Origin of the sequence: Streptomyces sp. NPDC098789 (assembly GCF_044759975.1) — a bacterium.
Lineage (GTDB): Bacteria > Actinomycetota > Actinomycetes > Streptomycetales > Streptomycetaceae > Streptomyces.
The window spans coordinates 242,254-268,620 of record NZ_JBIWAJ010000004.1 but is presented as its reverse complement, the minus strand read 5'-3'; the positions used below and the strand labels follow the sequence as shown (position 1 = coordinate 268,620).

At 75.4% G+C, this 26,367-nt stretch carries 21 protein-coding genes and 1 pseudogene; 10 read left to right on the top strand and 12 right to left on the bottom strand.

Annotated elements, in window-relative coordinates:
* The first annotated feature begins 42 nt into the window (after window positions 1–42).
* Window positions 43–2,277, top strand: coding sequence for an ATP-binding protein (locus tag ACIQWR_RS11310; RefSeq protein ID WP_404006835.1), 2,235 nt, complete (start codon window positions 43–45; stop codon window positions 2,275–2,277).
* Window positions 2,278–2,583: 306 nt separating this feature from the next.
* Window positions 2,584–3,228, top strand: coding sequence for a hypothetical protein (locus ACIQWR_RS11305; protein ID WP_404006833.1), 645 nt, complete (start codon window positions 2,584–2,586; stop codon window positions 3,226–3,228).
* Window positions 3,229–3,295: 67 nt separating this feature from the next.
* Here the strand turns inward: ACIQWR_RS11305 and ACIQWR_RS11300 are convergent, their stop codons facing one another.
* Window positions 3,296–5,191 (bottom strand): ABC transporter ATP-binding protein, encoded by a 1,896-nt coding sequence (locus tag ACIQWR_RS11300; protein WP_404006831.1) that lies wholly within the window; start codon window positions 5,189–5,191, stop codon window positions 3,296–3,298.
* A 104-nt stretch (window positions 5,192–5,295) separates the two neighbouring features.
* Here ACIQWR_RS11300 and ACIQWR_RS11295 point away from each other — a divergent pair, with 104 nt between their 5' ends.
* Window positions 5,296–7,344 carry an AMP-binding protein gene (locus ACIQWR_RS11295; RefSeq protein WP_404006828.1) on the top strand — a complete coding sequence of 683 codons (2,049 nt, stop codon included), beginning with the start codon at window positions 5,296–5,298 and terminating at the stop codon, window positions 7,342–7,344.
* A gap of 160 nt (window positions 7,345–7,504) precedes the next feature.
* Here ACIQWR_RS11295 and ACIQWR_RS11290 read toward each other — a convergent pair whose 3' ends face one another.
* Window positions 7,505–9,292 (bottom strand): GNAT family N-acetyltransferase, encoded by a 1,788-nt coding sequence (locus ACIQWR_RS11290; RefSeq protein WP_404006825.1) that lies wholly within the window; start codon window positions 9,290–9,292, stop codon window positions 7,505–7,507.
* 103 nt (window positions 9,293–9,395) lie between these two features.
* Here ACIQWR_RS11290 and ACIQWR_RS11285 point away from each other — a divergent pair, with 103 nt between their 5' ends.
* On the top strand, window positions 9,396–9,818 hold the full coding sequence (locus ACIQWR_RS11285; protein WP_385783988.1) for a DUF350 domain-containing protein: 423 nt from the start codon (window positions 9,396–9,398) through the stop codon (window positions 9,816–9,818).
* Between the two features lie 31 nt (window positions 9,819–9,849).
* On the opposite strand, the gene ACIQWR_RS11280 is transcribed toward ACIQWR_RS11285, so the two are convergent.
* Both ACIQWR_RS11280 and ACIQWR_RS11275 read right to left on the bottom strand, forming a co-directional pair.
* Window positions 9,850–11,097, bottom strand: a complete 1,248-nt coding sequence (locus ACIQWR_RS11280; RefSeq protein WP_404006823.1) for an acyltransferase — start codon at window positions 11,095–11,097, stop codon at window positions 9,850–9,852.
* Window positions 11,094–12,125, bottom strand: coding sequence for an alpha/beta hydrolase (locus ACIQWR_RS11275; protein WP_404006821.1), 1,032 nt, complete (start codon window positions 12,123–12,125; stop codon window positions 11,094–11,096). Before ACIQWR_RS11275 ends, ACIQWR_RS11280 begins: the two co-directional genes overlap by 4 nt.
* A 76-nt stretch (window positions 12,126–12,201) precedes the next feature.
* On the opposite strand from ACIQWR_RS11275, the gene ACIQWR_RS11270 reads away from it, so the two are divergent.
* The 3 genes and pseudogenes from ACIQWR_RS11270 (at window position 12,202) to ACIQWR_RS11260 (ending at window position 13,756) form a co-directional block, all read left to right on the top strand.
* Window positions 12,202–12,663: a hypothetical protein gene (locus ACIQWR_RS11270; protein ID WP_404006819.1), complete on the top strand. Its 462-nt coding sequence runs from the start codon at window positions 12,202–12,204 to the stop codon at window positions 12,661–12,663.
* A pseudogene (locus tag ACIQWR_RS11265) lies at window positions 12,660–12,926 on the top strand (hypothetical protein); the annotation flags it as partial. The gene ACIQWR_RS11270 and the pseudogene ACIQWR_RS11265, both read left to right, overlap by 4 nt.
* A 95-nt stretch (window positions 12,927–13,021) precedes the next feature.
* On the top strand, window positions 13,022–13,756 hold the full coding sequence (locus ACIQWR_RS11260; RefSeq protein WP_404006817.1) for a DUF6193 family natural product biosynthesis protein: 735 nt from the start codon (window positions 13,022–13,024) through the stop codon (window positions 13,754–13,756).
* Between the two features lie 24 nt (window positions 13,757–13,780).
* Here ACIQWR_RS11260 and ACIQWR_RS11255 read toward each other — a convergent pair whose 3' ends face one another.
* A complete protein-coding gene (locus tag ACIQWR_RS11255; RefSeq protein WP_404006815.1) occupies window positions 13,781–14,461 on the bottom strand; it encodes a response regulator in 681 nt (226 codons plus the stop codon).
* The gene (locus tag ACIQWR_RS11250; RefSeq protein WP_404006813.1) at window positions 14,458–15,750 is read right to left on the bottom strand and encodes a sensor histidine kinase; all 1,293 of its coding nucleotides are present in this window, start codon (window positions 15,748–15,750) and stop codon (window positions 14,458–14,460) included. The genes ACIQWR_RS11255 and ACIQWR_RS11250 overlap by 4 nt, the downstream gene beginning before the upstream one ends.
* Before the next feature lie 145 nt (window positions 15,751–15,895).
* Between ACIQWR_RS11250 and ACIQWR_RS11245 the strand changes: the two genes are divergently transcribed.
* Window positions 15,896–16,867: an AEC family transporter gene (locus ACIQWR_RS11245; protein WP_404006811.1), complete on the top strand. Its 972-nt coding sequence runs from the start codon at window positions 15,896–15,898 to the stop codon at window positions 16,865–16,867.
* A gap of 15 nt (window positions 16,868–16,882) precedes the next feature.
* Here ACIQWR_RS11245 and ACIQWR_RS11240 read toward each other — a convergent pair whose 3' ends face one another.
* Both ACIQWR_RS11240 and ACIQWR_RS11235 read right to left on the bottom strand, forming a co-directional pair.
* Window positions 16,883–17,719: an undecaprenyl-diphosphate phosphatase gene (locus tag ACIQWR_RS11240; RefSeq protein WP_404006809.1), complete on the bottom strand. Its 837-nt coding sequence runs from the start codon at window positions 17,717–17,719 to the stop codon at window positions 16,883–16,885.
* Between the two features lie 166 nt (window positions 17,720–17,885).
* On the bottom strand, window positions 17,886–18,932 hold the full coding sequence (locus ACIQWR_RS11235) for a phosphotransferase family protein (RefSeq protein ID WP_404006807.1): 1,047 nt from the start codon (window positions 18,930–18,932) through the stop codon (window positions 17,886–17,888).
* 151 nt (window positions 18,933–19,083) lie between these two features.
* Here ACIQWR_RS11235 and ACIQWR_RS11230 point away from each other — a divergent pair, with 151 nt between their 5' ends.
* Window positions 19,084–19,452, top strand: a complete 369-nt coding sequence (locus ACIQWR_RS11230) for a hypothetical protein (RefSeq protein WP_404006805.1) — start codon at window positions 19,084–19,086, stop codon at window positions 19,450–19,452.
* On the opposite strand, the gene ACIQWR_RS11225 is transcribed toward ACIQWR_RS11230, so the two are convergent.
* The 3 genes from ACIQWR_RS11225 to ACIQWR_RS11215 all read right to left on the bottom strand — a co-directional run bounded on the left by ACIQWR_RS11225 (window position 19,412) and on the right by ACIQWR_RS11215 (window position 23,638).
* Window positions 19,412–20,314 (bottom strand): hypothetical protein, encoded by a 903-nt coding sequence (locus tag ACIQWR_RS11225; RefSeq protein WP_404006803.1) that lies wholly within the window; start codon window positions 20,312–20,314, stop codon window positions 19,412–19,414. The two genes, ACIQWR_RS11230 and ACIQWR_RS11225, sit on opposite strands and share 41 nt — an antisense overlap.
* A 56-nt stretch (window positions 20,315–20,370) precedes the next feature.
* Entirely contained in the window at window positions 20,371–21,903 is a 1,533-nt protein-coding gene (locus ACIQWR_RS11220; protein ID WP_404006802.1) for an FAD-binding oxidoreductase, read from the bottom strand.
* A 121-nt stretch (window positions 21,904–22,024) separates the two neighbouring features.
* Complete coding sequence (locus tag ACIQWR_RS11215; protein ID WP_404006800.1) at window positions 22,025–23,638, bottom strand: IucA/IucC family protein; 1,614 nt, start codon at window positions 23,636–23,638, stop codon at window positions 22,025–22,027.
* A gap of 160 nt (window positions 23,639–23,798) precedes the next feature.
* Here ACIQWR_RS11215 and ACIQWR_RS11210 point away from each other — a divergent pair, with 160 nt between their 5' ends.
* Window positions 23,799–25,370 carry an IucA/IucC family protein gene (locus tag ACIQWR_RS11210; RefSeq protein WP_404006799.1) on the top strand — a complete coding sequence of 524 codons (1,572 nt, stop codon included), beginning with the start codon at window positions 23,799–23,801 and terminating at the stop codon, window positions 25,368–25,370.
* An 18-nt stretch (window positions 25,371–25,388) separates the two neighbouring features.
* On the opposite strand, the gene ACIQWR_RS11205 is transcribed toward ACIQWR_RS11210, so the two are convergent.
* Window positions 25,389–26,219 carry a GntR family transcriptional regulator gene (locus tag ACIQWR_RS11205; RefSeq protein ID WP_404006797.1) on the bottom strand — a complete coding sequence of 277 codons (831 nt, stop codon included), beginning with the start codon at window positions 26,217–26,219 and terminating at the stop codon, window positions 25,389–25,391.
* Window positions 26,220–26,367: the final 148 nt, after the last annotated feature.

The following is a 26,367-nucleotide window of genomic DNA, read 5'->3' as shown; positions in this document are numbered from 1 at the left end:
TCGCGGTCCCGCCGGGTCCCGGGGTGGGCCACACTGTTCCCCGTGCTGGCACAAGCCGATCGGCCCGAGGGCGGGCCCGCTTCCTTCGTCGGACGACACAGTGAACTGGCCGCGCTCGAACGCGCCTTGGGGGTCCACCGGTTGGTGACCCTGACCGGACCGGGCGGCGTCGGCAAGAGCCGCCTGGCCCGGCAGGTCCTGACGCGCCGTACCGGGCGGGCCGCCGGTGGGGCCGCGGACGCGCCCGCCGGCGCCCGGCGCGGACGCCGGCGTTCCGTCCGTCCCGCCGCCCCACCCGGCCCGTCGCCCGCCGCCGTGGTGGACGCCGGCGGGGCGCGGGGCGACGGCGGGGCGGGGGACTTCCCCGACGGGGTCCACTGGGCCGATCTGTCCCCCGTCGCCGACGCGCTGCTGCTCGCCGACGCCGTCGCCGACGCGCTCGGCCTCGCCGACCACACCTCCCGCTCCCTCGTCGACGCCGTCGGCGAGTGGATCGGCGAGCGCCGCCTGCTGCTCGTGCTCGACTGCTGCGAACACCTGGTGCCCGCCGTACGCACCCTCGCCCGCGAGTTCCTCGCCGCCGCACCGCACTTCGTGCTGCTGCTCACCAGTCGTCAGCCGCTCGGGCTGCCCGCGGAACACGTCATGGAGATCGGCCCGCTCCCCTACGCCGCGGGGGCCGAGGACGCGCTCGCCCTCTTCCTGGCCCGGGCCGCCGAGGCCGCGCCCCGCACCGCCGCCACTCCTTGGTCCGAGGAACGGCTCGCCGCCGCCCGGTCCATCTGCGTGCGCCTCCAGGGGGTCCCCCTCGCGCTGGAGCTCGCCGCGGCCCAGCTCACCGACCACACCGTCGAGGAACTCGCCGACCGACTCGCCCGTCGGATCGGCGCCCTGGCCACCGGCCGCCCCGTCCAGCCGCCGCGCCACCGCGCGCTGCGCACGGCCATCGGCTGGAGCCACGAGTGGTGCGAGCCGCGCGAACGACTGCTCTGGCTGCGGCTGTCCGTCTTCGGCGGGCCCTTCGACGAGTCGGCGGCCCGCGCCGTCTGCTCCGCCGCACCGCTCACCGAGGCGGACGTACCACCGCTGCTGGCGGCACTGGTCGCCAAGTCCGTCGTACGGCGCGGCGGCGACGGCTCGTACCGGATGCTCGACACGATCCGCGAGTACGGCGCGATGTGGCTGGAGGAGGTCGGCGAACAGGACGTGCTGCGGACCCGGCACGCCGTGCACTTCCTCGACCTGGTGCGCCGGGCCGAGCGGGACTGGCTCGGACCCGGCCAGCGCGCCGGCTACCGGCGGGTCGGCGCGGCGCACGGGGACGTCTGCGCGGCCCTGGACTACTCCCTGGTCGCCGAGCCGGCCCGGGCCCTCGACCTGGCGGGTCGGGTCGGCTTCTTCTGGGCCTGCTGCGGGTACCTGCACGCCGCCCGCGCCTATCTGGAGCGCGCCCTGGCCGCCGCGCGCCCCGAAGTGGTCAGCCGCGCGGTGCGGGTGCGCGCCCTGTGGGCCCTCGGGGTCACCCTGCTGCTCCAGGGGGAGAAGGAGGCCGCGCACCAACTCGCCGTCGGCTGCGAGGCCCTGGCCATGGCGCCGGGCGAATTCCACGGCGCCCCGGAGGGGGAGCCGGACGGCGATCCGCGCCTCGCCCTGGACGCCGCGTACCTGCTGGGTCTGAGCCACCTCCTGGACGGCCGGCCGCTCGCCGCCCGCATCGTCGCCGAGAACGCCCTCGGCGCGGCCCCCGGCACCCCCTTCGACTCCCCGGCCCGCTTGCGCTGCCACCTCGTACGCGTCTTCGCCCTCACCGGCATGGGCCTGTTCACCGATGCCCGCGCCGAGGCGGAAGTGCTGCGCTCCGGTTGCGCCGCGCGGGAGGAGTACTGGACCCGGGCCTACGCCGACTACCAACTCTCCCTGATCTGCCTGCTGGAGAGCCGTCCGGACGCATCGGCCGCGCACGCCCGCGCGATGCTGGAGAGCAAACGCGAACTGGGCGACAGCTTCGGCACCGCGCTCGGCCTGGACCTGCTCGCCGCCGCCCGCGCGGCCCAGGGCGACGGCCTCGGCGCCGCCCGGGCCTACGGCACCGGCCACGCCTACTGGCAGGCGGTCGGCCACCCGCAGCGCGGCACGCCCGAGCTCAAGGCCGTGCGCGAGGAGTACGAGCGCACCGCGCGCGGCGCCCTGGGCGACCGGGCCTACGAGGCCGCCTTCCTGGAAGGCGTCCGGCACGGCCAGTCCCTGCGGGCCCGACCGCACCCGCGCGAGACCTGAGCCGCGGGGGATCCGACGGGCCCGGGCCCGCCGACCGGGCTCGGTCCGGGGGCCGGTCGGCGGGCCCGGGCCCCGGCTCTTCCCGGCCGAACAACCGTTCCCGGCCACCGCGCCGGACCCCGCGGGCGTGCGCCTTGTCCGGGTGCGCGTGCGGTGCGATCCTTCCGCCAAGGTGCTCGCCGTGCCGCCCGACCGTGGGGCCCGGCCCGTGAAGGAAGCGCGGCGGACCGCCGACCGTCCGACCGCGCGACCCGGTGACTCCCCCCGCTCCGGTCCGCGACCAACGATCAGTGAACGGATGCCCACGTGACGAACCCCTATACGCGGCTGGCCGTCGCCGCTGCCGAGTGGGACGACCTCCATCCCCGCATGGCACCCGTGGCGTTACGCCAACTCGCGCTGCTCCTGGCCTCGTTGCGCCTGGCCAGTGGCGAAGTGGCGGAACGCGCCGCCCTGCTGGCCGCCCGGCTGCTGGGTGAGCAGCTGCCGGACCGCTTCCCCGGCGAGAGCCGACTGGCCCCGGCCGCCTCCGCTTCGAGCGCCGGGCACCGCGGCTTCATCGCGGACGACCTGGCCGTCCTCGTCCTCGACGGGCACCGCATGGTCGGTCCGGTACTGGGCGAACTGCGCGACCGGCTGCTCGCCGAGCCGGCCATCGGCGACGCGGAGGCACTGGAGGGCGGCTGCGACCCCTACGCGCCGGGCCTCATCCGGCTGCGCGCGGCGGGCGGCTCGGTCCGGCTGCCGGTCTTCCAGTTCGCCGCCGACGGGCAGCCCGTCGCCGTGGTCCGCGAGGTGAACCGCCTGCTGGACGCGGACCACGACCCCTGGGGCGCCGCGACGTGGTGGCTCTCGCCGAACGCCTGGCTGGACGAACCGCCCGTGGGCCTGATCGGCGGCCCCGCGGAAGAACAGCTGCTCGTGGCGGCGGGGTTGCCGACCGAGGGGTGACGCCGGGGCCCGGCCCGAGAGCCCGGCCTCGGCGCGCGGGCCGGATTCCCGGGGGCGGCCCGCGGTGTCAGGACCCCTTGGCCGGCTCGCCCGCGTCGCTGGCCGCCGCGGCGAACTGGGTCCGGTACAGCTCCTCGTACCGCCCGCCCACGGCCAACAGCTCGGCATGGGTGCCGCGTTCCACGATCCGGCCCTCCTCGACGACCAGGATCTGGTCCGCCGCCTGGACGGTCGACAACCGGTGCGCGATCACCACGGCCGTCCGCCCCGCGAGCGCCTCGCCCAGGGCCTCCTGCACGGCCGCCTCGGAGGTCGAGTCCAGGTGCGCCGTGGCCTCGTCGAGGATCACCACCCGCTGGCGGGCCAGCAACAGCCGTGCGATGGTCAGGCGTTGGCGTTCGCCGCCGGAGAGCCGGTAGCCGCGCTCACCGACCACCGTGTCCAGTCCGTCCGGCAGCGAGGCGACCAGCCCATCCAGCCGGGAGCGGCGCAGCGCCTCCCAGATCTCCTCCTCGGTGGCCTGCGGCCGGGCCAGCAGCAGGTTCGCCCGCACCGACTCGTGGAAGAGGTGCCCGTCCTGGGTGACCATGCCGAGGGTGTCGCGGATCGAGTCGGCGCTCAGGTCGCGCACGTCGACCCCGTTCAGCCGGACCGCGCCCGCGTCGGCGTCGTACAGCCGCGGCAGCAGCTGCGCGATGGTGGACTTCCCGGCGCCGGACGAGCCCACCAGGGCGATCATCCGGCCCGCCTCGGCGCGGAACGAGACCTCGTGCAGCACCTGGGTGCCGCCCCGGGTGTCCAGGGTCGCCACCTCCTCCAGCGAGGCGAGCGAGACCTTGTCGGCGGACGGGTAGCCGAAGGAGACCCCGTCGAACTCCACCGTCACCGGGCCCTGCGGCACCTCCCGGGCGTCCGGCTTCTCGGCGATCAGCGGTTCGAGGTCGAGGATCTCGAAGACCCGCTCGAAGCTGACCAGCGCGCTCATCACCTCGACCCGCGCCCCGGCGAGCGCGGTCAGCGGCGCGTACAGCCGGGTCAGCAGCAGGGCCAGCGCCACCACGGAACCGGCGTTCAGGGTGCCGCGCAGCGCGTAGTACCCGCCGAGCCCGTAGACCAGGGCCAGCGCGAGCGCCGAGACCAGGGTGAGGGCGGTGATGAAGGCGGACTGGGCGACCGCGGTACGGATCCCGATGTCGCGCACCCGGGCCGCCCGGGCCGCGAACTCGGCCGACTCGTCGGCGGGCCGCCCGAAGAGCTTGACCAGGGTCGCCCCGGGTGCGGAGAACCGCTCCGTCATCTGGGTGCCCATCGAGGCGTTCAGGGTGGCGGCCTCGCGCTGCATCCGCGCCATGCGGGCGCCCGTACGCCGCGCCGGGATCACGAAGAGCGGCAGCAACACCAGCGCGAGCAGGGTGATCTGCCAGGAGATGCTCAGCATGACGGCCAGGGTCAGCAGCAGGGTCACGGTGTTGCCGACCACCCCGGAGAGGGTGTTGCTGAACGCCCGCTGCGCGCCGATGACGTCGTTGTTGAGGCGGCTGACCAGGGCCCCGGTCCTCGTCCGGGTGAAGAAGGCGACCGGCATCCGTTGCACGTGGTCGAAGACCGCCGTGCGCAGGTCGAGGATCAGCCCCTCGCCCAGGGTGGCCGACAGCTTCCGGGTGAACAGGCCGAGGGCCGCCTCCACCACCGCGATGGCGGCGATGAGCAGGGCGAGCCGGGTGACCGTACCGCTCTCCCGGCCGCCGACGATGGCCTCGACGACCCGGCTGGCGAGCACCGGGGTGGCCACCGCGAGCAGTGCCGTGACGACGCTCAGCACCAGGAATAGCAGCAGCCCGCGACGGTGCGGCCGGGCGAAGGCGACGACCCGCCGCAGGCTCTCGCGGGTGGGGACCCGGCGCTCCTGCTGGGCGTTGAGCGCGTTGTGCAGCGAGGACCAGGCGGTCATTTCCATAGACATGCGAGGAACTCTAGGACCTCAACCAAACTTGAGGTCAATGATCGGTGGAGAGCCGTTGTTCCGTACCCCCGTGGGCCGTCGGTGCCCGGTGGCATCATCGGCACATGAATCCGGATCCCGCCGTCAGCGTGCTCCACCGGTTCCGTCGATGGGCGGGGGAGGCCCCCGGGGCGCCCGCCGTCGTCAGCGGCGCGGCCGTCCTCGACTACGGGGAGTTGGACCGCGGTTCCAGCCGCCTGGCGGGCCATCTGCTCGCCGCCGGCCTGGAGCCCGGGGGCGCCGTGGCCATCGCCACCCCGGACCGGCCGGAGGCCGTGAGCGCGCTGCTCGCCGTGCTCAAGGCGGGCGGCGCCTACGTCCTCCTCGATCCGGACGAGCCCGCTACGGCGCGGCGCCAGCTGGCGCAGGCCCCGCCCTTCCTCCTGCTCACGCGCCGCGCGCAGCTGGCCTTCCTCGACGAGGGGAGCGGCCGGCGCGCCATCTGTCTCGACACCGAGGCTCCGCAGATCGCCGCTCGGCCGGTGGAGACGGCCGGGGCGGGTGACCCCGCCGGCGGCGACCCGGCCGCCTTCGTCCTGACCGGGGGTGCGCGGGCGCGCGCGGTGCGGATCGACCACGCCCGGCTGCTCGCCGCCCACGACGGCTGGGCCGAGGTCGCCGGGTTCACCCCCGAGGACCGGCACCTGATCACCGCCCGCCCCGACCTCACCGGATTCGCCACCGGTTGGGCCCGGGCGCTGTGTTCCGGCGGAGCCCTGGTGCTGCCGGACCGCTCGGCCGCGAGCCGGGAGGAGCTGCGCCGGCTGATCCGCGACGAGCGGGTCACCGTCGTCCACACCGACCCCGGGTCGGCGCACCGGTTGTTCACCGCCGGGGACGGTGCGCGCGACCCGGGCCGCGCGCCCGACCCCGACACCTGGTCGGTCCGCCTGGTCACGGTCACCGGAGACCGGCTCTACCTCGATGAACAGACCTCCCTGCACGCCCTGTTGCGCCCGGGCGCCCGGCTGCTCAATGTGTACGGCCCGGCCGAGACCGCGGGGGTCGGCACGTGGTTCGAGCTCCCCATGCTGGCGCACCCGGTGGCCCGGCCCGAGGGAATCAGCCTGCTCGGCGTCCCCTTTCCCGGCTGCCGGGTGGAGCTGGTGGGCGGCGAGGTCCGGCTCACCCCGCCGGACGGTGGCGGGGCCGTCGCCACCGGGGACCTCGCCCGCGTGCGCGAGGACGGGCTGCTGGAATTCGCCGGCCGGCAGCGGGACCGGGTGGTGATCGGCCGCCGGACCCTGGACACCTACCGGATCGAGTCCCTCCTGCGCGGCCATCCACAGATCGGCGGGGCGCTGGTGCGGGAGGTGCCCGACGGGGCGCTCGACGCGGCACCCGGCCAGAAGCCCGGCGAGAAGCGCCACGGCTCCGTGCGCAGCCGTCTCGTCGCGTACGTCGCCCCGCCGGCCCACGTCTTCGCCGACGCCTCCGGCGGCGACTCCACCGAAGCCTCCCCCGAAGCCTCCGCCGACGCGGAGCTGCCGGACGCCGGGGCCGTGGGCCGCCACCTCGCCGACGCGCTGCCCGCGGAGGAGATACCCCGCACGGTGGTCCGGCTGCGTACCCTGCCCCGCGACCGCTCGGGCCGCGAGGACCGCGGGGCCCTCCCGCTGCCGGTGGCACCGGGCGCCGCGCGGGCCGCCCGCGGCTCGGGCAAGTACGGCGCTGCCGGCGGCGAGGTGTCCCCCTCGTGCGCGGTCGGCTGCTCGGCCCTGCCCCTCGCCCTGATCGCCGCGTCCCTGACCGGGATCCTCTGGCCCGGCTCGACCGACCTCAGCGTGGTCCCCGGCGGCTACGCGAACCTGTTCTTCGCCCTGTACGTCTTCGAATGGCTGTCCTTCGGCTTCGGCGTGGTGTTCCTGCTCGCGGGCCGCCGCCGCACGCTCGGCCAGGGGCGGGGCCGCGCCCTCGGGACGGCCGCGCACCTGGCGATCACCTACCTGCTGGTGTCCTGGTGGCCCCAGGACAACCTGTACCGGCTGGCCGCCAAGCAGGACTGGCCCCGCCAGGCCGCCCTCGTCTACGCCTTCAACGTGCCGCTGATGATCGCCGCCGGGATCGTCGCCCTCTACGCCGTCCGCCGCCCCCGTACGGAGGGCTCCGCCTAGGGGGTGTCTGACGGATGTCCGCGGCGTCGCGGCGCCCGGCACGCGCTCTCGCCGCACCGACCGAAAGCCCGAGTACGTCCAGTACGCGGGCTCCCGGTCGCCGCGCCGAGAGCACGCACCGGACACCGCTCCTCCACCACGCACATCCGTCAGACACCCCCTAGTCCTGAGCGGCCTCCCCGAACATCGCTCCCACGGCCGCCGCCCGGGCGCGCACCAGTGCCTCGGCCGCGTCCACCGCCTCCCGGGTGTGCGCGGCCACCAGGACCCCCAGCCAGGGCGCCGGGTCGAAGGCAGCGGTCGGGATGGCCGGGACGAGGACGGCGTCGAGGTCCGCGCAGCCGCGGGCCAGCGCGGCACACAGCTCCCCGGCCATGGCCTCGGGCAGCCGGGCGCCCAGCTCGACCCGGTCCATGATCCGTACCAGGTGGTCCCCGCCGCGCAGTTCGTCGAGCCGGGCCTTGACGACGAAGGCCGCGGAAGGTCCCGTCAGCCGCAGGTTCGTCTCGGTCGGCGCGAGGCGTCCCTGCCCGGCGCCCACGAAGTCCACGTCGAACCAGCCCCGGTATCCCGCAGCGGCCAGCTCGCGCCCCACCGCCCCGCCGAAGGCCGACAGCGCCTCCCGCGCCGCCTCGGGGACCACTCCCGGCCCGACCGTGGCCCCGCGGTAGCCGGTGTCCACCACGTCCATCACCGCCGCGCCCACCGGATGGACGCGGCCCGCGGCGTCCACGAACGCGTCGTACGTCAGGTCGCGCACCGCCGTGTCCGGGTCGTGCGCGTACTCCTCGACGAGCAGCGGTCCGCGCGGCAGCCCGCGCAGCGCCGCCAGCGCCCCGCCCGCCGCGCGCACGCGCTCCGGCGTGAGCACCCGCGTGTCCGAACCACCCACCCCGTGCTCCGACTTGAGCACGGTGGCGAGGCCGGCCCGGGTCCGCGCCGCCACCAGGCGGGCCGCGGCCCACCGGCCCCGGGCCCGCCACTGCCGGGGGACCAGCACGTCCGGGTGACCCCCCGCCCGCACGATCTTGGTGAACAACGCGTGCGAGGCCGCCTTCGATTCGTACCGCAGCACCTCGGGGCGCCACGGCCCGCCCCCGGCCAGCCGCGCGAAGTCCGGGCTCTGCCCCCACGGCACCAGCACCGCCCCCGATCCGGTCAGCCGGGCGGCGAGCGCGGGCCGCGCCCCCACGGCGGCCGACAGCGAGCGGCGGTCGGGCGCCAGCGCGTCGTGGACCTCCACCCGCGGCCAGTCCAGTTGCCGCGCGACCTGCTCCACCCACCAGGCGGGCACCGGCCGGGGCAGGACCAGCGCGGCGGGGCGGGGACCGTAGAAGGCGGCGAGAGCGGCGTAGTGGTGCGCGGCGAGCTGCTCGCGGTCCAGGGAGGCGTCACCGAACTGCGCGTTGTACTCGGCCACGTTGCCGAGGTGCACGGCGGGCCGGTCCCCGGTCCAGGCCGCCACCCACGGCGCGGCCCCGCCGAGCCGCACCTCGAAGCGCACCAGCCCCGCCACCGGTGCGCCACCGGCCGGCGGCCGGGCCCCCATCGCCCGGTAGAACCCGGCGGCGTGCGGGTCGGCGTCGATCACCAGCGTCCGGCAGCCCAGCTCGCGGGCCCGGCGCACCGCGTCCCGGTACAGCCGCCGGCCCACCCCGCGGCCGATGGCCGACGGTTCCACGAAGAGCAGCCCCAGTTCGGCCACGGGCGGGCGCCCTTCGAGCGTGGCGACGCCGAGCAGCTCCGGGCGGGACCCCGACGCCTCGGCGACCACGACCCGGCGCGCCCCGACCTCCTCGGCCCGGATCGCCAACTCCGGTGCGCAGGAGGCCAGGAACTCCTCGTCGTACCCCCAGTGCGCCTTCGACCGCAGCGCCAGCGCGCCGAGCGCCGCCGCCTCGTCCGGCCGGGCGGCCCGTACCCGCACCCGCACCGCTTCCCGAACCATCCGTGCCTCCCCATCCCCGGCCGGGACGGCCGTGCGATAGGTTTTCCCTTCCCCACGCGGCTCCTCGCACCCCCTTTCCACCCACGCGGAGACAGGCCCCTCAATGAGCGACATCATCAACGGACTCGGCCGCACCAGCGCCTTCGGCGCCCTCGGCCTGGTGCTGCTGATCCTCGGCATCGTCCTGGTGGACGTGCTGACCCCCGGTGCGCTCCGCAAGCAGATCTGGGAGGAGCGCAACCGCAACGCGGCCCTGCAGCTCAGCTCGGCACTGCTCGGCGTCGGCGGGATCGTGTTCACCTCGATCTGGACCACCTACGACGACTTCGGCAAGGGGCTGCTGAACACCGCCGCCTTCGGCGTGCTCGGCCTGGTCCTGATGGGGCTGGCCTTCCTGGTCCTGGACCTCTTCACCCCCGGCAAGCTCGGCGCGATCGTGGTCGACCCGCAGCCGCACCCGGCAGTCTGGGTCACCGCCTCCTGCAACCTCGCGGTCGCGGCCATCGTGGCGGCCTCGATCTCCTGACACCACCACCGCGCCGCCCCGAAGGGACGCCCTAGGCCAGGCCCAGGGCGAAGACGGCGAAGCCGGCCGACAGCAGGCCCGCCGCCGTGCGCCGCGCGGCCGTCGACCGGGCCCACGGGGCCTCGAAGCGCCGTGCGTACCGGGCGATGAGCACGAGCAGCGTCGCGAACACCGGCAGCCAGGCGAGCCGCTGCACGATCCACAGCGCCGTGTCCGGCGCCGTCGTCAGCCCGGGGAGCCCGCCCAGGGCGGCGGCGGGCACGGCCGCGGCCAGCATCGCGCTCTGGTGCCAGCACAGGACGGTCATCGCGGACAGGTTGACGACGACCACCGGAGCCCACAGGGCCGGCCGCGCCAGCCACCGCGCGAGCCGGTCGCGGACCAGGATCGCCGCCCCGGACTGGGCCGCGGCCAGCGCCAGGACCAGCAGCGACGGCGGGTGCGAGTTGGTGCGGGCCGCGCCCGGCACGCCGACCATGGATGCCGGGTAGTGGAAGAGCAGCAGCAGGACCGCGAACAGCGCCGTGCCGCCCGCGCACAGCAGCGCCGCGCCGCGCCGCCCGATCCGGCCCTCGCCCCAGGAGACGCCGAGCTGATAGGCGAACAGCCAGCCCGGCAGGACGTTCACCAGGGCCACCCAGGACGGCACGGCGTCCGCGTACGGCCCGTAGCGCAGGAAGTCCACCACGGCGACCGAAGCGAGCAGCGGCGCCGCCGCCCAGCCGCCGAGCCGCCGAGCCGCGCCCACGCAGTACGGGGTGAGGGCGGTCACCACCGCGTACACCCCCACGAACCACAGGGGTTGGACCACCAGCGTCGCCCCGGTCCGCAGGGTCGTCACCGGCACCCCCGCCGCGTACAGCAGCGGCGCGAGCACGGCCCACACGGCGGTGACGCCGAGCACCGGGCGGCCCAGCCGGGCGATCCGGCCCCGCAGCCACGCCCCCGCCGAGCCCGTGCGGCGGCGGTAGGACAGCACCGAGGCGTACCCGCCGACCAGGAAGAAGATGCCGAGCATCTGGAGCACCCAACTGGCGGGCGCGAGCGCGGCGAAGGAGGACAGCGGGCTCGCGTTGTGCAGCGCGCCCGCGTCGTCCAGGGTGAAACCGCCCAGCATCCAGTGCCCGGCGGGGACGGCCAGCAGCGCGATCGCGCGCAGCGCGTCGATCGCGCGGTCCCGGTGGGCCGGGGTGTCCCGGTCGATGCGCCGGGCGAGGCGGCGCAGCCCCCCGAGGGACGGGCCGGTGCGGGTCGCTCCCGTCGTGATCGCGGCGCTCATCGGGCCGCTCCCGTCGTGATCGCGGCGAAGGCCGCCAGGGACTGCGTCCCGGGGACGAAGTAGCCGGTGTGGCCTTCCGCGTCGGCGGCCGGGACCCGCCGGGCGCCGAAGGCGGCCGACGTCGGGTCGGCGCCGTGCCCGAGCCCGGCGAACTCGACGTTCGGCACGTCGTCGATCCAGTCGGAGGGGCCCTTCGCGGCCCACACCCGGGCCCGGGTCCCCAGCGCGGCCGCGCGCTCCGCGTGCATGCCGGGGGAGCCGAGCACCACGATGTCCCGCGCGTCCGCGTGGCGGGCGGCCAGCCCGCAGACCACCGAGCCGTAGCTGTGGCAGAACAGCGCCGGCTGCGGCGCACCGACGGCGTCGAGGCCCGCGAGGAAGCGGGTCAAGCGGGTCGCGCCGGCCTCCGCGAGCCGGACGCGGGCGGCGTCGAACCCCACCCCGACGGGGGTGGTGTAGCCCGTCCAGGCCACCACGGCGGTGGTGTCGCCGCTGGCGGCGCGCAGGGCGCGGGCCATCCCGGCGGGGCCGCTGTACGCCTTGCGCGCACGGTCGTGCGTCCGCGCGTCGTTGTCGGAACCCGGCACGACCACGGCCACGTGCTCCGCGTGCGCCAGGTCCCCGAAGACCTCGACGACCTGCCCGCGCCCGCGCGGGTCGAAGGCGAGGATCCGCCGCTCGGACCCGGCGAGCGAGAGGTACCGGCCGTCACCGGAGGCCAGGATCGAGATCCGGTTCGCCTGGTACCGCAGGGCCAGGGGCACGCCGTCCAGATTGCCGACGACCAGCGGGTGCAGGCGCACCAGGGCGTGCGCCTCCTCCGGGGGCAGCGCGGCGAAGAAGCGGGCCACCGCGCCCGGTGCGGCCGTGGTCGGATCGGGCAGCCCCGGCACCGCCAGCCAGGCCGCGGTCCCGGGGAGCGGGCCGGTGACCGCCGGCTGTGCGTCGGCGGACGCCCAGCCGGCGGTCCCCGTGATGACGGCCGCCGTCAGTACGGCGGTGACCAGCGTCCTCCCGAAGCGGCGCATGCCCCTTCTCCTCTCCTCGTGTCGAGGAGGAAGGTAGGAAGAAGGTGCCGAACCGGACATCGCACCAGGGAGCCAAGTGCGCTGTCATACCTGGGTAGGGGGTGGAGGAGACCGCCTGATAGTCACGGAGGAGGGGCGCGACGAACTCGTACGACGGCTCGACTCCCAGATCCGCGACCCGCAGCGCGAGTTCTCGCAGTTCCTGGGCGCGGTCACCTATCTCGGCGCCCTGGGGACGGACGGCGCGGTGGAAGCCCCGGCCGAGCGTGTGCGACGCCTCCAGCAGCGCACGGCCGCCGATGAGGATCGCCTCGCGGAGGCCCTGGCGGCCGGCGTGCCCCGCCTGTACGTCATCGAAGCCGAATACGCGTTGTGCCTCGCTCGCGCCGAGACGGCAGGGGCGGCCTCGGTCATCGATGACCTCCGTACCGGCTCGCTGACGTGGCCGACCGATACGGCGACGACCTCCACGCCTTCCACACCCTCCGCACCCTCCGCACCCTCTGCAACGCCGAACCGAAAGGGATCGAACGCGTGAAGCTGACAGCGCATGACGGCTCACTCTTCGGGATCTACCCGGGCGGAGTCGCCGGTGACGACACCGGGGGCCTGGCCAGCGGCCCGCCCGACGACCCGGCCCTCGTGTCGAGTGCACTCGACCGCCTCCAGGGCAGACCGGGCCGCCCGTTCCTGGTCCGCGCCCACCTGAGCTTCGACGATGCCACCCGCCTCGGCGAGCCGCACGCGACCGCGGCGCCGGCCGACGCGGCCCGATACGCCGTCCGGGGGCGCCGTCTGGACCGTCTGAGGGCCGGGCGGCCCCGGACGGTCCCTTCGCCCCGGCGCCGGTGGGCACCGGCACCGGCACCGGCACCGCCCCTGGCAGACTTGACGGCATGTCCGACACACCGCCCGCAGAGCCTCCGCCGCAGGGTCCGATCCCCGCGTACCTGTCGCACTATCCCGAGGTCCTCGCGTCCGGTTCGCTGCGGGGCGCCCTTCAGGAAGCGGCCGATCAGGCGGGCCTGCCGCTCGCGGTCGAGCTGACGTCCGCCCCGGGCTGGCGCGTCGTGGCCGCACAGGTGACGGCCGACGACCGCTCGGCGCAGGTCAGCATGAGCCTCGGCGACCGCTCCTTCTCCGTTCATTGCACGGCCGCCGACGTCAGCATGGCCACCGGCCGGACCGAGGAGCTGTCCGAGGTCATCGGGGCGCTGCACTCCTGGATGCGGGGACACCGCCTGCGGGAACTCGTCGCGCAGTGGCCCTTCCTGCGGACCTGGGAGCCGGCCGAGGCCTACGAGCGGGGCGACGCGGTGCCGGCGCGCTGGCGCTCCCTGCGCGGCTCCGCCGCACAGCGGGGCGACACCGCGATGTCGGATCTCCTGCGGGCCGCCTTCGCGGAGCCGAGGTTGCGGGTCCTGTCGCCTGGGCGGAGCATGCAGTGGCTCACCTTCAGCCGCAGGGCCGCGCCACCGATCTGCCACGACCTGCCGCGGACCATGCCGGTCAAGGGCGGCGGCTACCGGATCCGCTTCACCGACGGTCGGCTCCAGGACGTGGACGACGCGGCGGGGGCCGTCGCGATCGTCCTCGCCGGCCTCCCCGACGACGCCGTCCCGCACCCCTGACCCCGCGCGCGACGGGGCGGGGCCTCAGGCGCCGTCGCCCGGCCGCACCAGCCCGGCCTCGTAGGCGAAGATGACGGCCTGCGCCCGGTCCCGCAGGTCCAACTTGCCCAGGACCCGGCCGATGTGCGTCTTGACCGTCTGCTCGGCCAACACCAGGTGCCCGGCGATCTCCTGGTTCGACAGCCCGCGCGCGATCAGCTCCAGCACCTCGGTCTCCCGCGGGGTCAGCCCGTTCAGCCGGAGCGCCGGATCCTTGCGGGGCGCGGGCCGCTGCTGCACGAAGTCCGCGATCAGCCGCCGGGTCACCGACGGCGCCAGCAGGGCCTCGCCCGAGGCGACCACCCGGACCGCCGCGATCAGGTCGGCCGGGGGCGCGTCCTTGAGCAGGAAGCCGGAGGCGCCGGCGCGCAGCGCCTCGTACACGTAGTCGTCGATGTCGAAGGTGGTCAGCATCAGCACCTTCGGCCGGTGCACCACACCGGGCGCCGGTCCGAGCAGGGCGCGCGCCGCCGTCAACCCGTCCATCTCCGGCATCCGTACGTCCATCAGCACCACGTCGGGGTGCACGGCCCGCGCCACCTCGATGCCGCGCCGGCCGTCGGGAGCCTCGCCCACGACGTCGATGTCGGCCTGCGCCGACAGCAGTGCGGCGAACCCCGCCCGCACCATGGCCTGGTCGTCGACGATGATCACGCGGATGGTCAACTGGCGTCCTCGGCAGCGGGGTGCAACGGCAGGCGGGCGGCGACCCGGAAGCCGCCGTCGGGCAGCGGACCGGTGTCCAGCGTCCCGCCCGTCAACCGTACGCGCTCGCGCATGCCGATCAGACCGTGACCGGTGCCCGGCCCCTCCAACCGCACCGGCGCGCTGCGGGCCCGCCCGTTGACCACGAGCACCAGCACCTCGTCCGCGGCGCCCGCGTCGTGGCGCACCGACACCCGGGTCGTCGCGCCCGGCGCGTGCCGCACCACATTGGCCAGCGCCTCCTGCACGATCCGGTACGCCGACAGGTCCACCGCGGGCACGGCCTCGGCCGCCAGCGCTGCCTGCGCCGTCATCGACAGCTCCACCGGCAGACCCGCCCGTACGGTCGCCTCCACCAGCTGTTGCACCCGCGCGAGCCCCGGTTGCGGAGCCCGCTCGCCGTCCACCCCGTCGCCCCGGAGCACCAGCAGCAGCCGCCGCATCTCGCCCAGCGACTCCCGGGCGCTCGCCGCGATCGCGGTGAACTCCTGGCGCACCTCCTCGGACATGTCCGGCAGCCGGTACGGCGCGGAGTCCGCCTGCACGGTGATCACCGACATGTGATGGGCCACCACGTCGTGCAGCTCACGGGCGATCCTGGCCCGCTCCTCCAACAGGGTGCGCCCGGCGCGCTCGGCTTCGCTGATGCTCTCCTGCTCGGCGACCCGCCGCTGCGCGTCGCCCACCCCGCGCAGCGCCCCGGTCACCACCAGCATGACGCCGGCCAGCACGAACAGGAGCGCGTGCGTGTTCGTCACCCCGTCCGGCGGGAGGAGATCGAGCAGCACCCCGACCGCCCCGGTCGCCAGCCACACCCCGATCAGGGTCCGGATCGACTCGCGCAGCCCCAGGCAGGCCATCAGGAGCAGATAGCCGACGATCACCATGGGCGTCCACGGCCAGGTCTGCCCGGCGATCCGGTCGGCGTGGACCAATACGAGGGCGCCCACGGTGTCGGCCGTGAGCACCAGCGCCCACGCGGCCAGCGGCCGGGTCACCGCGAGCAGCAGCGGCACGGTCTGCGCCACGCCCAGCGCGCCCGCCCAGCCGCCCCCCGCCTTGTAGTCGTTGGTGAGGACGGTGATGGTCACGGGCAGCAGGGTGAGCACGGCGACCGCGACGACCGCGTAGGGCAGCCGGCGCTGCCACCGCTTCGGGGCCTGCGCGAACAACGGCTCCGCGGCTCTGGCCGGGGTCCGCAGCACCGCGGTCAGCCCGAGCGGGGGACCGGACGTCTCTTCGCTTCGCATGATCCGTCCAGCGTAGGGGGTGCCCGGCGTCCGGCGTCCGGTGCCGTGGCCCGGCCGTGCCGGGTGGATCTTGCGTGGGGATAGGGTCTCGGTGGCGCCGGGGGACGACGTCACCGGGGACAGCGCGAGCGTCAGGGGTCGGGGCATGGGTTCGGTGGCCACGTTGGAGAAACTGCTGCCGGTCCTGCTGGCCTTCGGCTGCGGGGCGGTGCTCGCCAAGCGCAAGGTCGTACCCGCCGAGGCGTCCAAGGCCTTCGCGGACTACGCCTTCCTCTTCGCCGTCCCCTGCTACCTCTTCGGCAACATCTACGCGAGCGACCTCGGCGCCCTGTTCAACTGGCGCGCGCTGTCGGGCTACGCGGCCACCGCCGCGCTCGCCGTCCTGCTGGTCGGTCTCGCCGCCCGGGCCCGGGGGGTGCGGGAGCCGCGCGGAGTGGCCCTGCGGATCATGGCGGGCGTCCAGGTCAACACCGCCTACTTCGCGGTGCCCGTCTTCATCACCGTGTTCGGCGACGCGGCGCCGATCTTCCCGGTGCTGCTGTTCCAGGTCTGCGTGCTGTCCCTCGTCGTCATCTCCGTCATGGAGCTCGGCCGCGCCGACGACGAGGTGGAGGGCGGCGCGGCCGGCGGCGGGACCTCGCGGCCCGTCCGGCTGGCCCGGGCCGTAGTCGCCTCGCTGACCACGCCGCTCGTGCTCGCCTGCAACGCGGGCATCCTCCTCAACCTGCTCGCGCTGCCCGTCCCGAAGGTGGTGCTCGACGGCTTCGCCTTCGTCGGCGACAGCGCCTCGCCGGTCGCGCTCTTCGCCCTCGGCCTCCACCTCGGCGGTCTCGGCCTCGACGTCCGGGGCACGACCCGCGAGGAGATCGCGCTGATCGCCTTCAAGTGCCTGGCCTTCCCGCTGCTCGCCTGGGGCGTCTGCGGCGGCCTGTTCGGCGTCACGGGGGACTGGCTGAAGTACCTGGTGCTGATCGCCGCGATGCCCACCCCGCAGAACCTCTTCATCTTCGCCCAGCGCTACGACGTCGGCGTGGACCTCTCCGCGGCCCTGGTGATCAAGAGTTCGGTCGCGGCGCTGCTGCTGCTCCCGCTGTGGATCCAGTGGGCGGCGGCCTGACCCGACGGACGGCCGTCAGGCGCTCAGCACACCGGTGCCGAGCAGGCCGAAGAGCAGGAGGCCGATGGCGATCCGGTAGATGACGAAGGCGTTGAAGGAGTGCTTCGCGACGAACTTCAGCAGCCAGGCGATCGAGGCGTAGGCGACCACGAAGGACACCAGGGTGCCGACGGCCAGCGGCGCGAGGTCCACGCCGGCGCCGACCGCGTCCTTGAGTTCGTACAGGCCGGCGCCGGTGAGGGCGGGGATGCCGAGGAAGAAGGACAGGCGGGTGGCGGCGACGCGTTCGAGGTCGAGGATCAGGCCGGTGGACATGGTGGCGCCGGAGCGGGAGAAGCCGGGGAAGAGCAGGGCGAGGATCTGCGAGGAGCCCACGAGCATCGCGTCCTTGAGGCGCGTGTCCTGTTCGCCGCGCCGGTGTCGGCCCATCTGGTCGGCGGCCCACATCAGGCCGCTGCCGACGATCAGGGAGCCGGCCACCACCCACAGCGAGGCGAGCGGTCCCTCGATCAGGGGCTTGGCGGCCAGTCCGACGACGACGATCGGGATCGTGGCGTAGATGACCCACCAGGCGAACTTGTAGTCGTGGTGGTGGCGCTCCTCGCGGTGGGCCAGGCCCCGTCCCCATGCGGAGACGATCCGCACGATGTCCTTGAAGAAGTACACGAGGACCGCCGCGATGGCCCCCACCTGGATCACGGCGGTGAAGGCGACGACGGCCTTGTCGTCCACCGGAATCCCCATCAGGCCCTCGGTGATCTTCAGATGGCCGGTGGAGGAGACCGGCAGGAATTCGGTGACTCCTTCGACGATGCCGAGAACGACTGCCTGGCCTATGCCGATGGTGCTCAATTGCCCCGTCCCTGAGGTTGGTTCGCACGGGTGACCCCTGGCCGTCTACAAGCGTGTAGAAGACGAAGGTGACTTTAGAGGATCCGCGCCGGGGCGACCAACACGCGGTGCGGCTAGCGTGCGCAGTCCCGGGTGAGGTGGAGGAGGGGGTGTCCGGCGCGGACCCCTACTGATCCGGGCGGATCGACGGGACGGGGGGCAGGGTCGGCCAGCGGGTGCGGATGCCGTCCCGCATGCGGGCCGCCAGCAGGGACAGGTCCGACAGGTGCGGGTGGTCCGTGCCCAGGGCGGTGACCACGTCGAGGCGGTGGGCCAGCCGCTGGCGGGCGGTGGCCGTGCCCCAGGTCCAGTCCTCGCGCGCCACCCGGGCCAGGTGGTCCCCCGCCTCCCGCCGGGCCCGCGGCACCAGCGCGTCCCCGCGCAGCAACCAGCCCGCGCAGGCGTCGGCGAGGCCGTCGGGGAGGTCCTCGCCCCGCTCCTCCCGCCACACCGCACGGTAGGCGGCCTCGGCGCGGGCCAGCAGCGGTGCGGCCGCGGCCGTCACCCAGGAGCAGGAGGGGAACCCGATCCGCAGGTAGGCCAGTTCGGCCAGCCCGCTGCCCACCGCGGCCTGTTCGAAGTCGACGAACCGGATCCCCGCCGGGGTGTGCAGGTCGTTGCCGGGACACGGGTCCCCGTGCAGCAGCGAGTCCACCGGGGCCGCGCCGAGCCGCTCCACCAGGGCCGCCAGCTGCGCCCGCGCCCCGGCCGGTACCTCGGCCCCCAACTCCCCGGCCAGGATGAGGAACGACGCGACGTCCGACTCGCCCGGCCCCCGCCACCGCGGCAGCCCCGCCGCCTCCGCTCCGGACAGCGCGGCCCCGCAGGCGTGCAGCCGGGCCAGCGCCGCCGCGTACTCCACGATCCACTCGGGCCCGGGCCGCCGGTGCTCCAGGTGTTCCAGTACGAGCACCCGCTCGGCCGGATCGGCGGCGAGCAGCACGGGCGCCACGGGCCCGGCGGCCCGCCGGCCGGCCAGCCGCAGGGCGGTGACCTCCCGCACGTACCGGTCCTGCGCGCCGGGCCCGGCGACGAGCTGCTTGAGGACGGCCGGCCCATCGGCCAGTTCGACCCGCCACACCCGCGAACGCGGGCTGCTCTCCAGCCGTTCCACCCGCCCCGGTGGCCCCAACCGGTCCCGCAACCCGTCCCCGAACGGCAACCGCTCCGTCATCCCGCCCCTTCCGCCTTTGTCACCCCGCAGAACGGCCACACACCACCACACCTCCGTACGCCCGGGCCACCGGATTTCCGTGTGCGCCCCGCGGCTCCCCGCGCGTTCCCCCGTGCGGGGGAGCCTCGTTGGGACCGGTATGGAAACTGGCGTGGAACTGCCCTCCGTCGCGGCGCCCGGGGTCGGCGAGCGGGCCGACGCGGCCGCCGACGCGGCCTGTCACCTGTACGACGCGGCCTTCCTCGGCGGCTGGAGCCGGACCGCGGCCGAGGACGCGGCGGAGACCATCGAGACCACCGCGCACGCGCTGGCGAACGTCCACCCGCGGGCCGAGGTCATCCTCGCGCCCGTGCACGCGGCCCTCGCCGACCTGCGCCGGCGGCTCGAACTGCCCCCGGCGGACAGCGTGATCGCGCCGGGCGCGCCGCAGACCCCGCGGACCGTGGGGAACCCGCGGCGCACCCGGCGCCCCCACGGGCTCATCGCGCCGCGTCGACCGCCGTCTGGTACAGGTTCCTGACGTCCGTACCGAAGTAGGAGCTGTACGAGGTGTCCGGGCCGGGACCGCCCGTCTTCCAGCCCCCGATGACCCCGATGACGTCACCGGTGTTGGTGAACCGGTCGAAGTTCTTCAGGAACGGGCCGCCGCTGGTCCCGCCGGGGTAGCCGGTGCAGTCGATCCGCAGGAACGATCCGGGGCTGGCCGGATCGGTACTGGTGAACCGGGTCGTCCGGTTGACGCACAGCCGTGGCCGGGCCGCCGAGGCCGGATAGCCGATCAGCCGCACCTCGTCGTGCTCGTACCCGTCGCCCGTGACCAGTCGGTTCCCGCCGACCGCGTCCTCGACCTCGGTGCCCTGGCTGTTCGGTCCGACCCGGGCGAAGGCCACGTCGAGCGTGGCCGCGAGGTCGGGCCCCTGCTGCTGGTAGCGCTGGTCGACCCACACCTTCAGCACGGGGAACATCCCGTACGGGCGGGGGGTCTTGGCCGTGTAGTGCGGTACGAACGCGACCTGCCGGGTGTCGGCGCCCAGCAGGCAGTGCGCCGCCCCGAGCACCAGGTCCTTGTGCGGGGAGGCGACCACGCTGGCGGTGCAGAAGTACGCCCCGCCGTCCTTCATCACGAACATCCGGCCGACCACCGGCACCCCGTCGAAGTCCTGCCCGTCACCGGGCCCGGCCGCCGCCGGGACGCCCGGGTCGCCGCCCATGACCGCGGCGGAGGCCATCCGGTCCGTGGTCCAGAAGGCCTGCGCGTCCCGGGCGGTCCAGTGGCCGCCGCCCGGCGCCCGGGTCCCGGCGGAGCCGGCCCCGGCGGGCACCTGCCCGATGCCCACCACCACGGAGGCCGCGGCCACCACGACGAGCGTCCGACGCAGCATCGCACCACACCGCATGCTGAACTCCTCTTCCCGCTGTTGACCGGACGGCTCAGGCACTAGACCCCCTGGGGGAAGTCGAAGAGACGGCTGGGGTCGTAGGCATGCTTGACCTCCTTCAAACGAGCGAGGTTGCCGCCGTAGTACGCCTCGCCCCAGTTGTTCAGCTTCGGATCCGTGTAGTTCTGGTACGCGCGCCCGCTCGCCCACGGCCGCAGCCGCTGCCAGAGCCCGTCCAACCAGGCCTGGTGGCGCCCGATGTCGGTGGGAGAGGACCCTGCGGGCCAGTACGCGAGGTACTGGGCGAGGAATCCTGCGTCCCGGTGGACGAAAGCGGTCGCCGCCGGGTCCACCCGGCCCACCGCGCCCCCGCACACTCCGTCGAACTGCACCACGCCGATCCCGCCCGGGGGCACCGCCGAGGCGTAGCGCCGTACGCCGTCCAGCACGGCCGCGACCGCGTCCACGGGCAGGCCCGCCGCGGGCCAGAAGTCCGAGCGGGCCGCGTAGTCGTCCCGGCCGAGGCGCCCCTGCGGATCGTGCCCCGGCAGCCGCCCGGGCAGATGGCACCCGGCCGCCGACTCCTCCCGGCAGCCGGACAGCGTCCGCATGGTGTCGCCGTAGGTCCGCACCTCCACGTGGCTGTCGCCGGGCCGGATCCCGACCGCGTCCGCCAGCCGGGTGAGCTGCTCCTCCAGCGCGCGGCGGCCGTCGAGGCAGAGCACCCGCACCGCTACCGGCCCCGGCGCCGCACCGGGCTCGACCACGAACTCGACCTGGCTCCAGAAGGGGTCCGCCAGCGAACCGAGCCACCGCTGCCAACCGCGCAGCAGCGCGCCGGAGTCGGACCAAGGCCAGTGCAGTTCCGCGAAGCCGCAGTCCCCGACCGGACGGGTGCGCAGCCGGAATTCGGTGACCACCCCGAAGTTCCCGCCGCCGCCCCCGCGCAGCGCCCAGAAGAGGTCCGGGTCGCTCCGCGCGTCCACCTCGCGCACGACCGCGTCGGGGGTGACGATCCGGACCCCGGTGAGCTGGTCGCTGGTCGTCCCGAAGGCCCGGCTGGAGACGCCGAGGCCGCCGCCGAGCGCGAGCCCCGCGATCCCGACGGAGGGGCACAGCCCGGTGGGCACGGCCACGCCCCGCTCCGCCAGCCGCGCGTTCACGTCGCCGAGCCGCGCCCCGGCGCCGATCCGGACCTCCCCGGTCCCGGTCTCGACGGCCGCCATGGCGCCGACGTCGACGACCAGGCCGGCGCCGGTCGAGTAGCCGGCGTAGCTGTGCCCGCCGCCGCGGGGCACGATGGCCACCGCCGCGCGGCGGGCGAAGGCCACGCAGGTCGCGACGTCACGGGCGTGCGCGGGGTAGGCGACGGCGCCGGGTGCGATCGTGTCGTAGCGAGGCTGGAAGAGCCGGCGGGCCTCGGCGTAGTCCCGTTGCCCGGGGAGGACCAGCTGTCCGTCGAGGTCCCGGGCGAGCGCCCCGAAATCGGCGGCGCGCCGCCGGTCCCGGATTCCCGGTGGCCGTCCCGCCCCCACGGAGGCGAGAACGGCTGCGGCGGCACCGGCGAGGAGGTGACGGCGATCGAGGCTCATGTCCCACTAGTGCCATCGCGGCCCCCGATCGCCCGGGGGACAGGGCCGCGCACGGGCCCGGCTCCCCCCGAACGGCCCACCCCGGGCGCCCGCCGCGACGCCGCGGGGATCCGTCGGACACCTACCGCAGCGCGAGCCCCGACGGTCGGCCCAGGGTCGTCCACAGGTCGCCCGGGGTCCCCGGGCTGAGCCGCATCAGGGTGAGCGCCTTGGCGGGCAGCGGTTCGGTCAACAGGGCCACCGCGTCCGGGGTGCGTTCCAGCGCGGGCGCGGCGGCGGCCAGGTCCTCGGCCAGCGCCCCGGCCGAGCCCGCCAACGCCCCCAGCGCCCCGGTCACCAGCGAACCGAACAGCTTGCGGCGCAGCATCACCTCGTCGTCCGTGACCAGCCGCCCCGCCAGCGGCGGCGCCGGGATCCCGTGCGCGGCGAGCCGGGCCGGGCTGATCCGGATGTCGGCGAGGTCCCGGTAGACCAGCCGCAGCGGTTCCCCGGCGGGGGAGAGCACGACGAGCAGGTTCTGGCCGTGCGCCTCCAGGGCCACGCCGAGGTCGAGCACGCGCAGGCACACCGAGAGGGCGAGCCGGGCGAAGTGGGCCCGCCAGGCGGGCGAGCGGGCCCACTCGGTGCCCCCGAGCGCCCCGACCGGCACGACCCGTTCGCCCGCGCCGGCGTCGGCGTACCGCTCCGGCGGCTCGCGCAGCACGGCCGCCAGGTCCGGGCTGTGCGCCGTGGCGGCGCCCAGGGTCCGGGTGACGTGCAGCCTCCCGTCGAGTCGGGCGGCCAGCGACGCGGCGAAGGCCGACACCGCCTGGGCGGTCTCGATCGAGTACTCCGAGACGTCCCGCACGGAGGAGGTCAGCCGCGTGCTCAGCGCCGTCTTGACCTGCGGGGCCGTGTCCCCGGGAGTGCAGCCGTCCAGCGGGCCGCCCGCGAGAGGGGTCAGCGAACGCAGCGCCATCAGCGGATGCGCCGCCAGTCCCGCCGCGCCGGCCCCGCCCGCCACGGCCGCCCCGGGCAGGCCCGGCACGTGCGCGGCCTGCCAGGGGTGCACCGGGATCAGGATCCGTGCCCCGTCCCGCAGCGCCGCGGGCCAGGTGCCCGTCACCAGGCTCGCGTCCGCCCGTACGGCCCGCAGGCCGAGGGTGACGACCGGCCGGTGCTCCGGCGCGTACGCCAGCTCCTCGGACACCGAGAAGCCGGGGCGGTAGCGGCAGTTGGGGTGGTAGGGATGCCCGTCGACCACCCGCTGCTCCCACTCCCAGACCTCGACCGGGTGCTGCGGCCCCCCGTGCGCCGACTGCCCCGCCCGGGAGAGCGCGAGGGAGGCCGTGCTGGCGTCCAGCTCGGCCGCGAAGCCGGCGCCGTGCGGTACCCGCAGCGCCGCCATCAGGTCCGCGGCCCGCGCGTGCGCCGTACCGTCGAGCCGCAGCTCCTGGACGCGGGCGTCGTGCGCGTAGGGGTCCGGGAGCGGTCCGTGCAGCCGGGCGCCGTCGGCGAGCAGCACGGTCATCGCGTCGCCGGACACCGAACGGCGCACCACCCACGGCAGCGGTTCGTGGGCCAGCGCCCGCCAGAGCCGGGTCAGGACGGCCGCCCGCGCGCCGGGCAGCGCCGCCGCGTAGGCCGGGCCGAGGGCCGGTCGTACGTCGCCCAGCCGGGCGGCGACGGCGTCCTCGGCGGCGGATCCGGGGGCATGACCACTGCGGTACAGGGCGGAATCCTTTCGGTCGGGCACGGCACCGGGCGGGCGGCTCGTCGCGCGAGCGCCGCGTCGGGGTTCCCGTTCGCATCTCGTCGGGTTCTTGTCCGGTCATCATCACCCGAACGCCACGGCGGCGGCCCGGATCGTCGATACTGAAGATCACTGCCGGCCCTAGAGGGAAGTCCGTGGACCCTTGGAACCCAACGCCGCCGTGACGTCCGCCGTCACCGCCGCCGCCGACGAGTACGCCGCGGCGCCGCTCCTGAACTGCCTCCTGCGGGAGGCGGCCGAACCCGAAGGGGACGCCGCCGAGGGCGTCCACCGGCTGCGCGGCAGCGGGCGGCTCCTGCGGGTCCGGGCCGGGCGCCGCCCCGGCCGCCCCGAGCTGCGGGGCGCCGACGGCTGGTACCCGCTGAGCCACACCGACCTCATCAAGCTCACCTCCGACGAGCTGCGCCGCTACACCGGCGCGGCCAATGACGAGCTGCCCGCCGAGATCGCCGACAGTCGCGCCGCGATCGGCGCGATCCTCGCGGCCCGCGCCTCGGCCACGGCGCCGGACGACCCCTACGTCCGCTCCGAACAGGCACTGCTGATGGGCCACCCGTACCACCCCGCGCCCAAGGCCCGCGGCGGCGCGCCGGCCCGGTCCTGGCTGCCCTACGCCCCCGAGGCGCACGCCCGCTTCCCGCTGGCCTTCCTCGCCCTGCGCGCCGACCAGGTGCACGAGGAGGGCGGCGCGGCCGCCGCGCGGCTGTTCGAGGAGCTCGCCGACGCAGCCGGCGCGCCGCCGGTGCCGCCCGGCCACGTCCTGCTGCCCGCCCACCCCTGGCAGCTGGAGCTGACCTGCGCGAGCCCCGGGCCGCGCGCGGCCCTCGCCGACGGGCGGCTGCTGCGGCTCGCCGACGGCACCCGGCCCGGCTGGCCCACGGCCTCCGTGCGGACCGTGTACCTGCCGGGTCCACGGAGCGACCTCTTCGCGAAGTTCAGCCTGGACGTCCGGATCACCAACGACGTGCGCCGGCTGTGGCGGCACGACCTGCTGAAGCTGCGCCGCACCGACGCGGCCGTCGGCGCCGCCTTCGCGGCGGTCCGCGCCCGTACGGGGACCACGGCGGCCTGGACGGCCGACCTGGGCTACCGGACCGCGACCTTCGCCTTCGAGGAGCTGGCCGTGCTGGTCCGCGAGGGGCTGCGCGCGCACCTCCTGCCGGGCGCCACCCCGCTGTTGGCCGCCGCGCTCGCCGAGGGCTCCGAGCCCGGGCCGCTGGAGCGGACCGCCGATCCGGCCGCCTGGTGGCGGGCGTACCTGCGCCAGGTGGTGCCCCCGGCGCTGGAACTCTTCGCGCGCCACGGAGTCGTGTTGGAGGCCCACCTCCAGAACACCCTGATCGCGGTCGACGGATCCGGGACCCCCGTACAAGCGCTCTTCCGGGACGCGGAGGGCGTCAAACTGCTCCCGGAGACCGGCCGCGAGGAGGGCTGGCGGCGGCTCGTCTACTGCCTGGTGGTCAACCACCTGACCGAGATCGCCGGCGCGCTCGCCGACCACCACCCGGGCGTCGCCGCGGGACTGTGGCCGGCCGCGCGGGAGGAGTTCCGCCGGTACGACGCGGAGCACGGGCTGCCCGAGGTCCGGGAGCTGCTCAGTGCCCCGACGCTCCCGGGCAAGACCAACCTGCTGTTGCGCTGGACCCGCGCCGACGGCGCCGCCGCCCGCTACCTGCCGCTGCCGAATCCGCTCCGCGGGCCGGACGGCTCCTGAACCGGGGCCACCGGGGGCTCAGTTCACGGTGTGGACGTCCCCGGTGGTGGTCGAGGTGATGATCTCGCGCCGGCCCAGGTCGCCCGGCGGGATGCCCGGATGGTGGCCCGTGCTCCGGGCGGCGGCAGCGCCCAGCGCGAGGCGGGAGACGATGCGGTAGCGGTCGCCGCGGTAGACGGAGTGCACGTACTCGACCGGGCGGTCGGTGGAGTCCGTGGTGAGCCGCTCGATCAGCAGGGCGGGGGAGTGCAGGGGCACGTCCAGCAGCGCGGCCTCGGCCTCGTTGACCACGGTGGGCTCGATCGACTGCCGGGCCTCGTGCACGAACAGCCCGTGCCGCTCGCGCAGGTGCTCGTACAGGTCGCCGGCCTCCAGCTCGGCCGGGGTCAGCGCGGGCACCAGGTCCGCCGGGATGTGCAGGTGCTCGATCGCCATCGGGGCGCCGTCCACCAGGCGCAGCCGTGCCACGTAGAGCAGCCCCGCGCCGGGGGAGATCCGCAGCCGGCGCCCGATCCGGGCGTCCGCCGGGATCACCGCGTGCTCCAGCACCCGGCTCGACCAGTGGCCCGCCGCCCGCCGCACCGCGAAGGAGGCCTCGTCGGGAGCCAGTTCCTGGGTGATCTTGGCGGGTGCGACGAACATGCCGCGGCCGTGTTCGCGGACCAGCGCGCCCGTGGCCACCAGCTCGTCGACGGCCGCGCGCAGGGTGGGTCGCGACACCTCCAGCGCGGCGCACAGGGTGCGCTCGGAGGGGATGGCGTCACCCGGTCGTCGGGTGTCGATCAGACCGAGCAGGTACTCGCGGACCCGCTCCCGTTTCAACACCGGTCCCGCGCCGCTCGCCGTCACGCTCCGCTCCTCCCCGGTCGTTCCCGGTCGTCCACGTGCTCGCTTGTCCGTGTGTTCGTGTTGTCCAACTGGTCAGGCACATCTAACCACTTCGGCGCCGGATCGTCAGCAAATTCCTTGGTGCCGCGCAGGGTTGACGTCATGACCC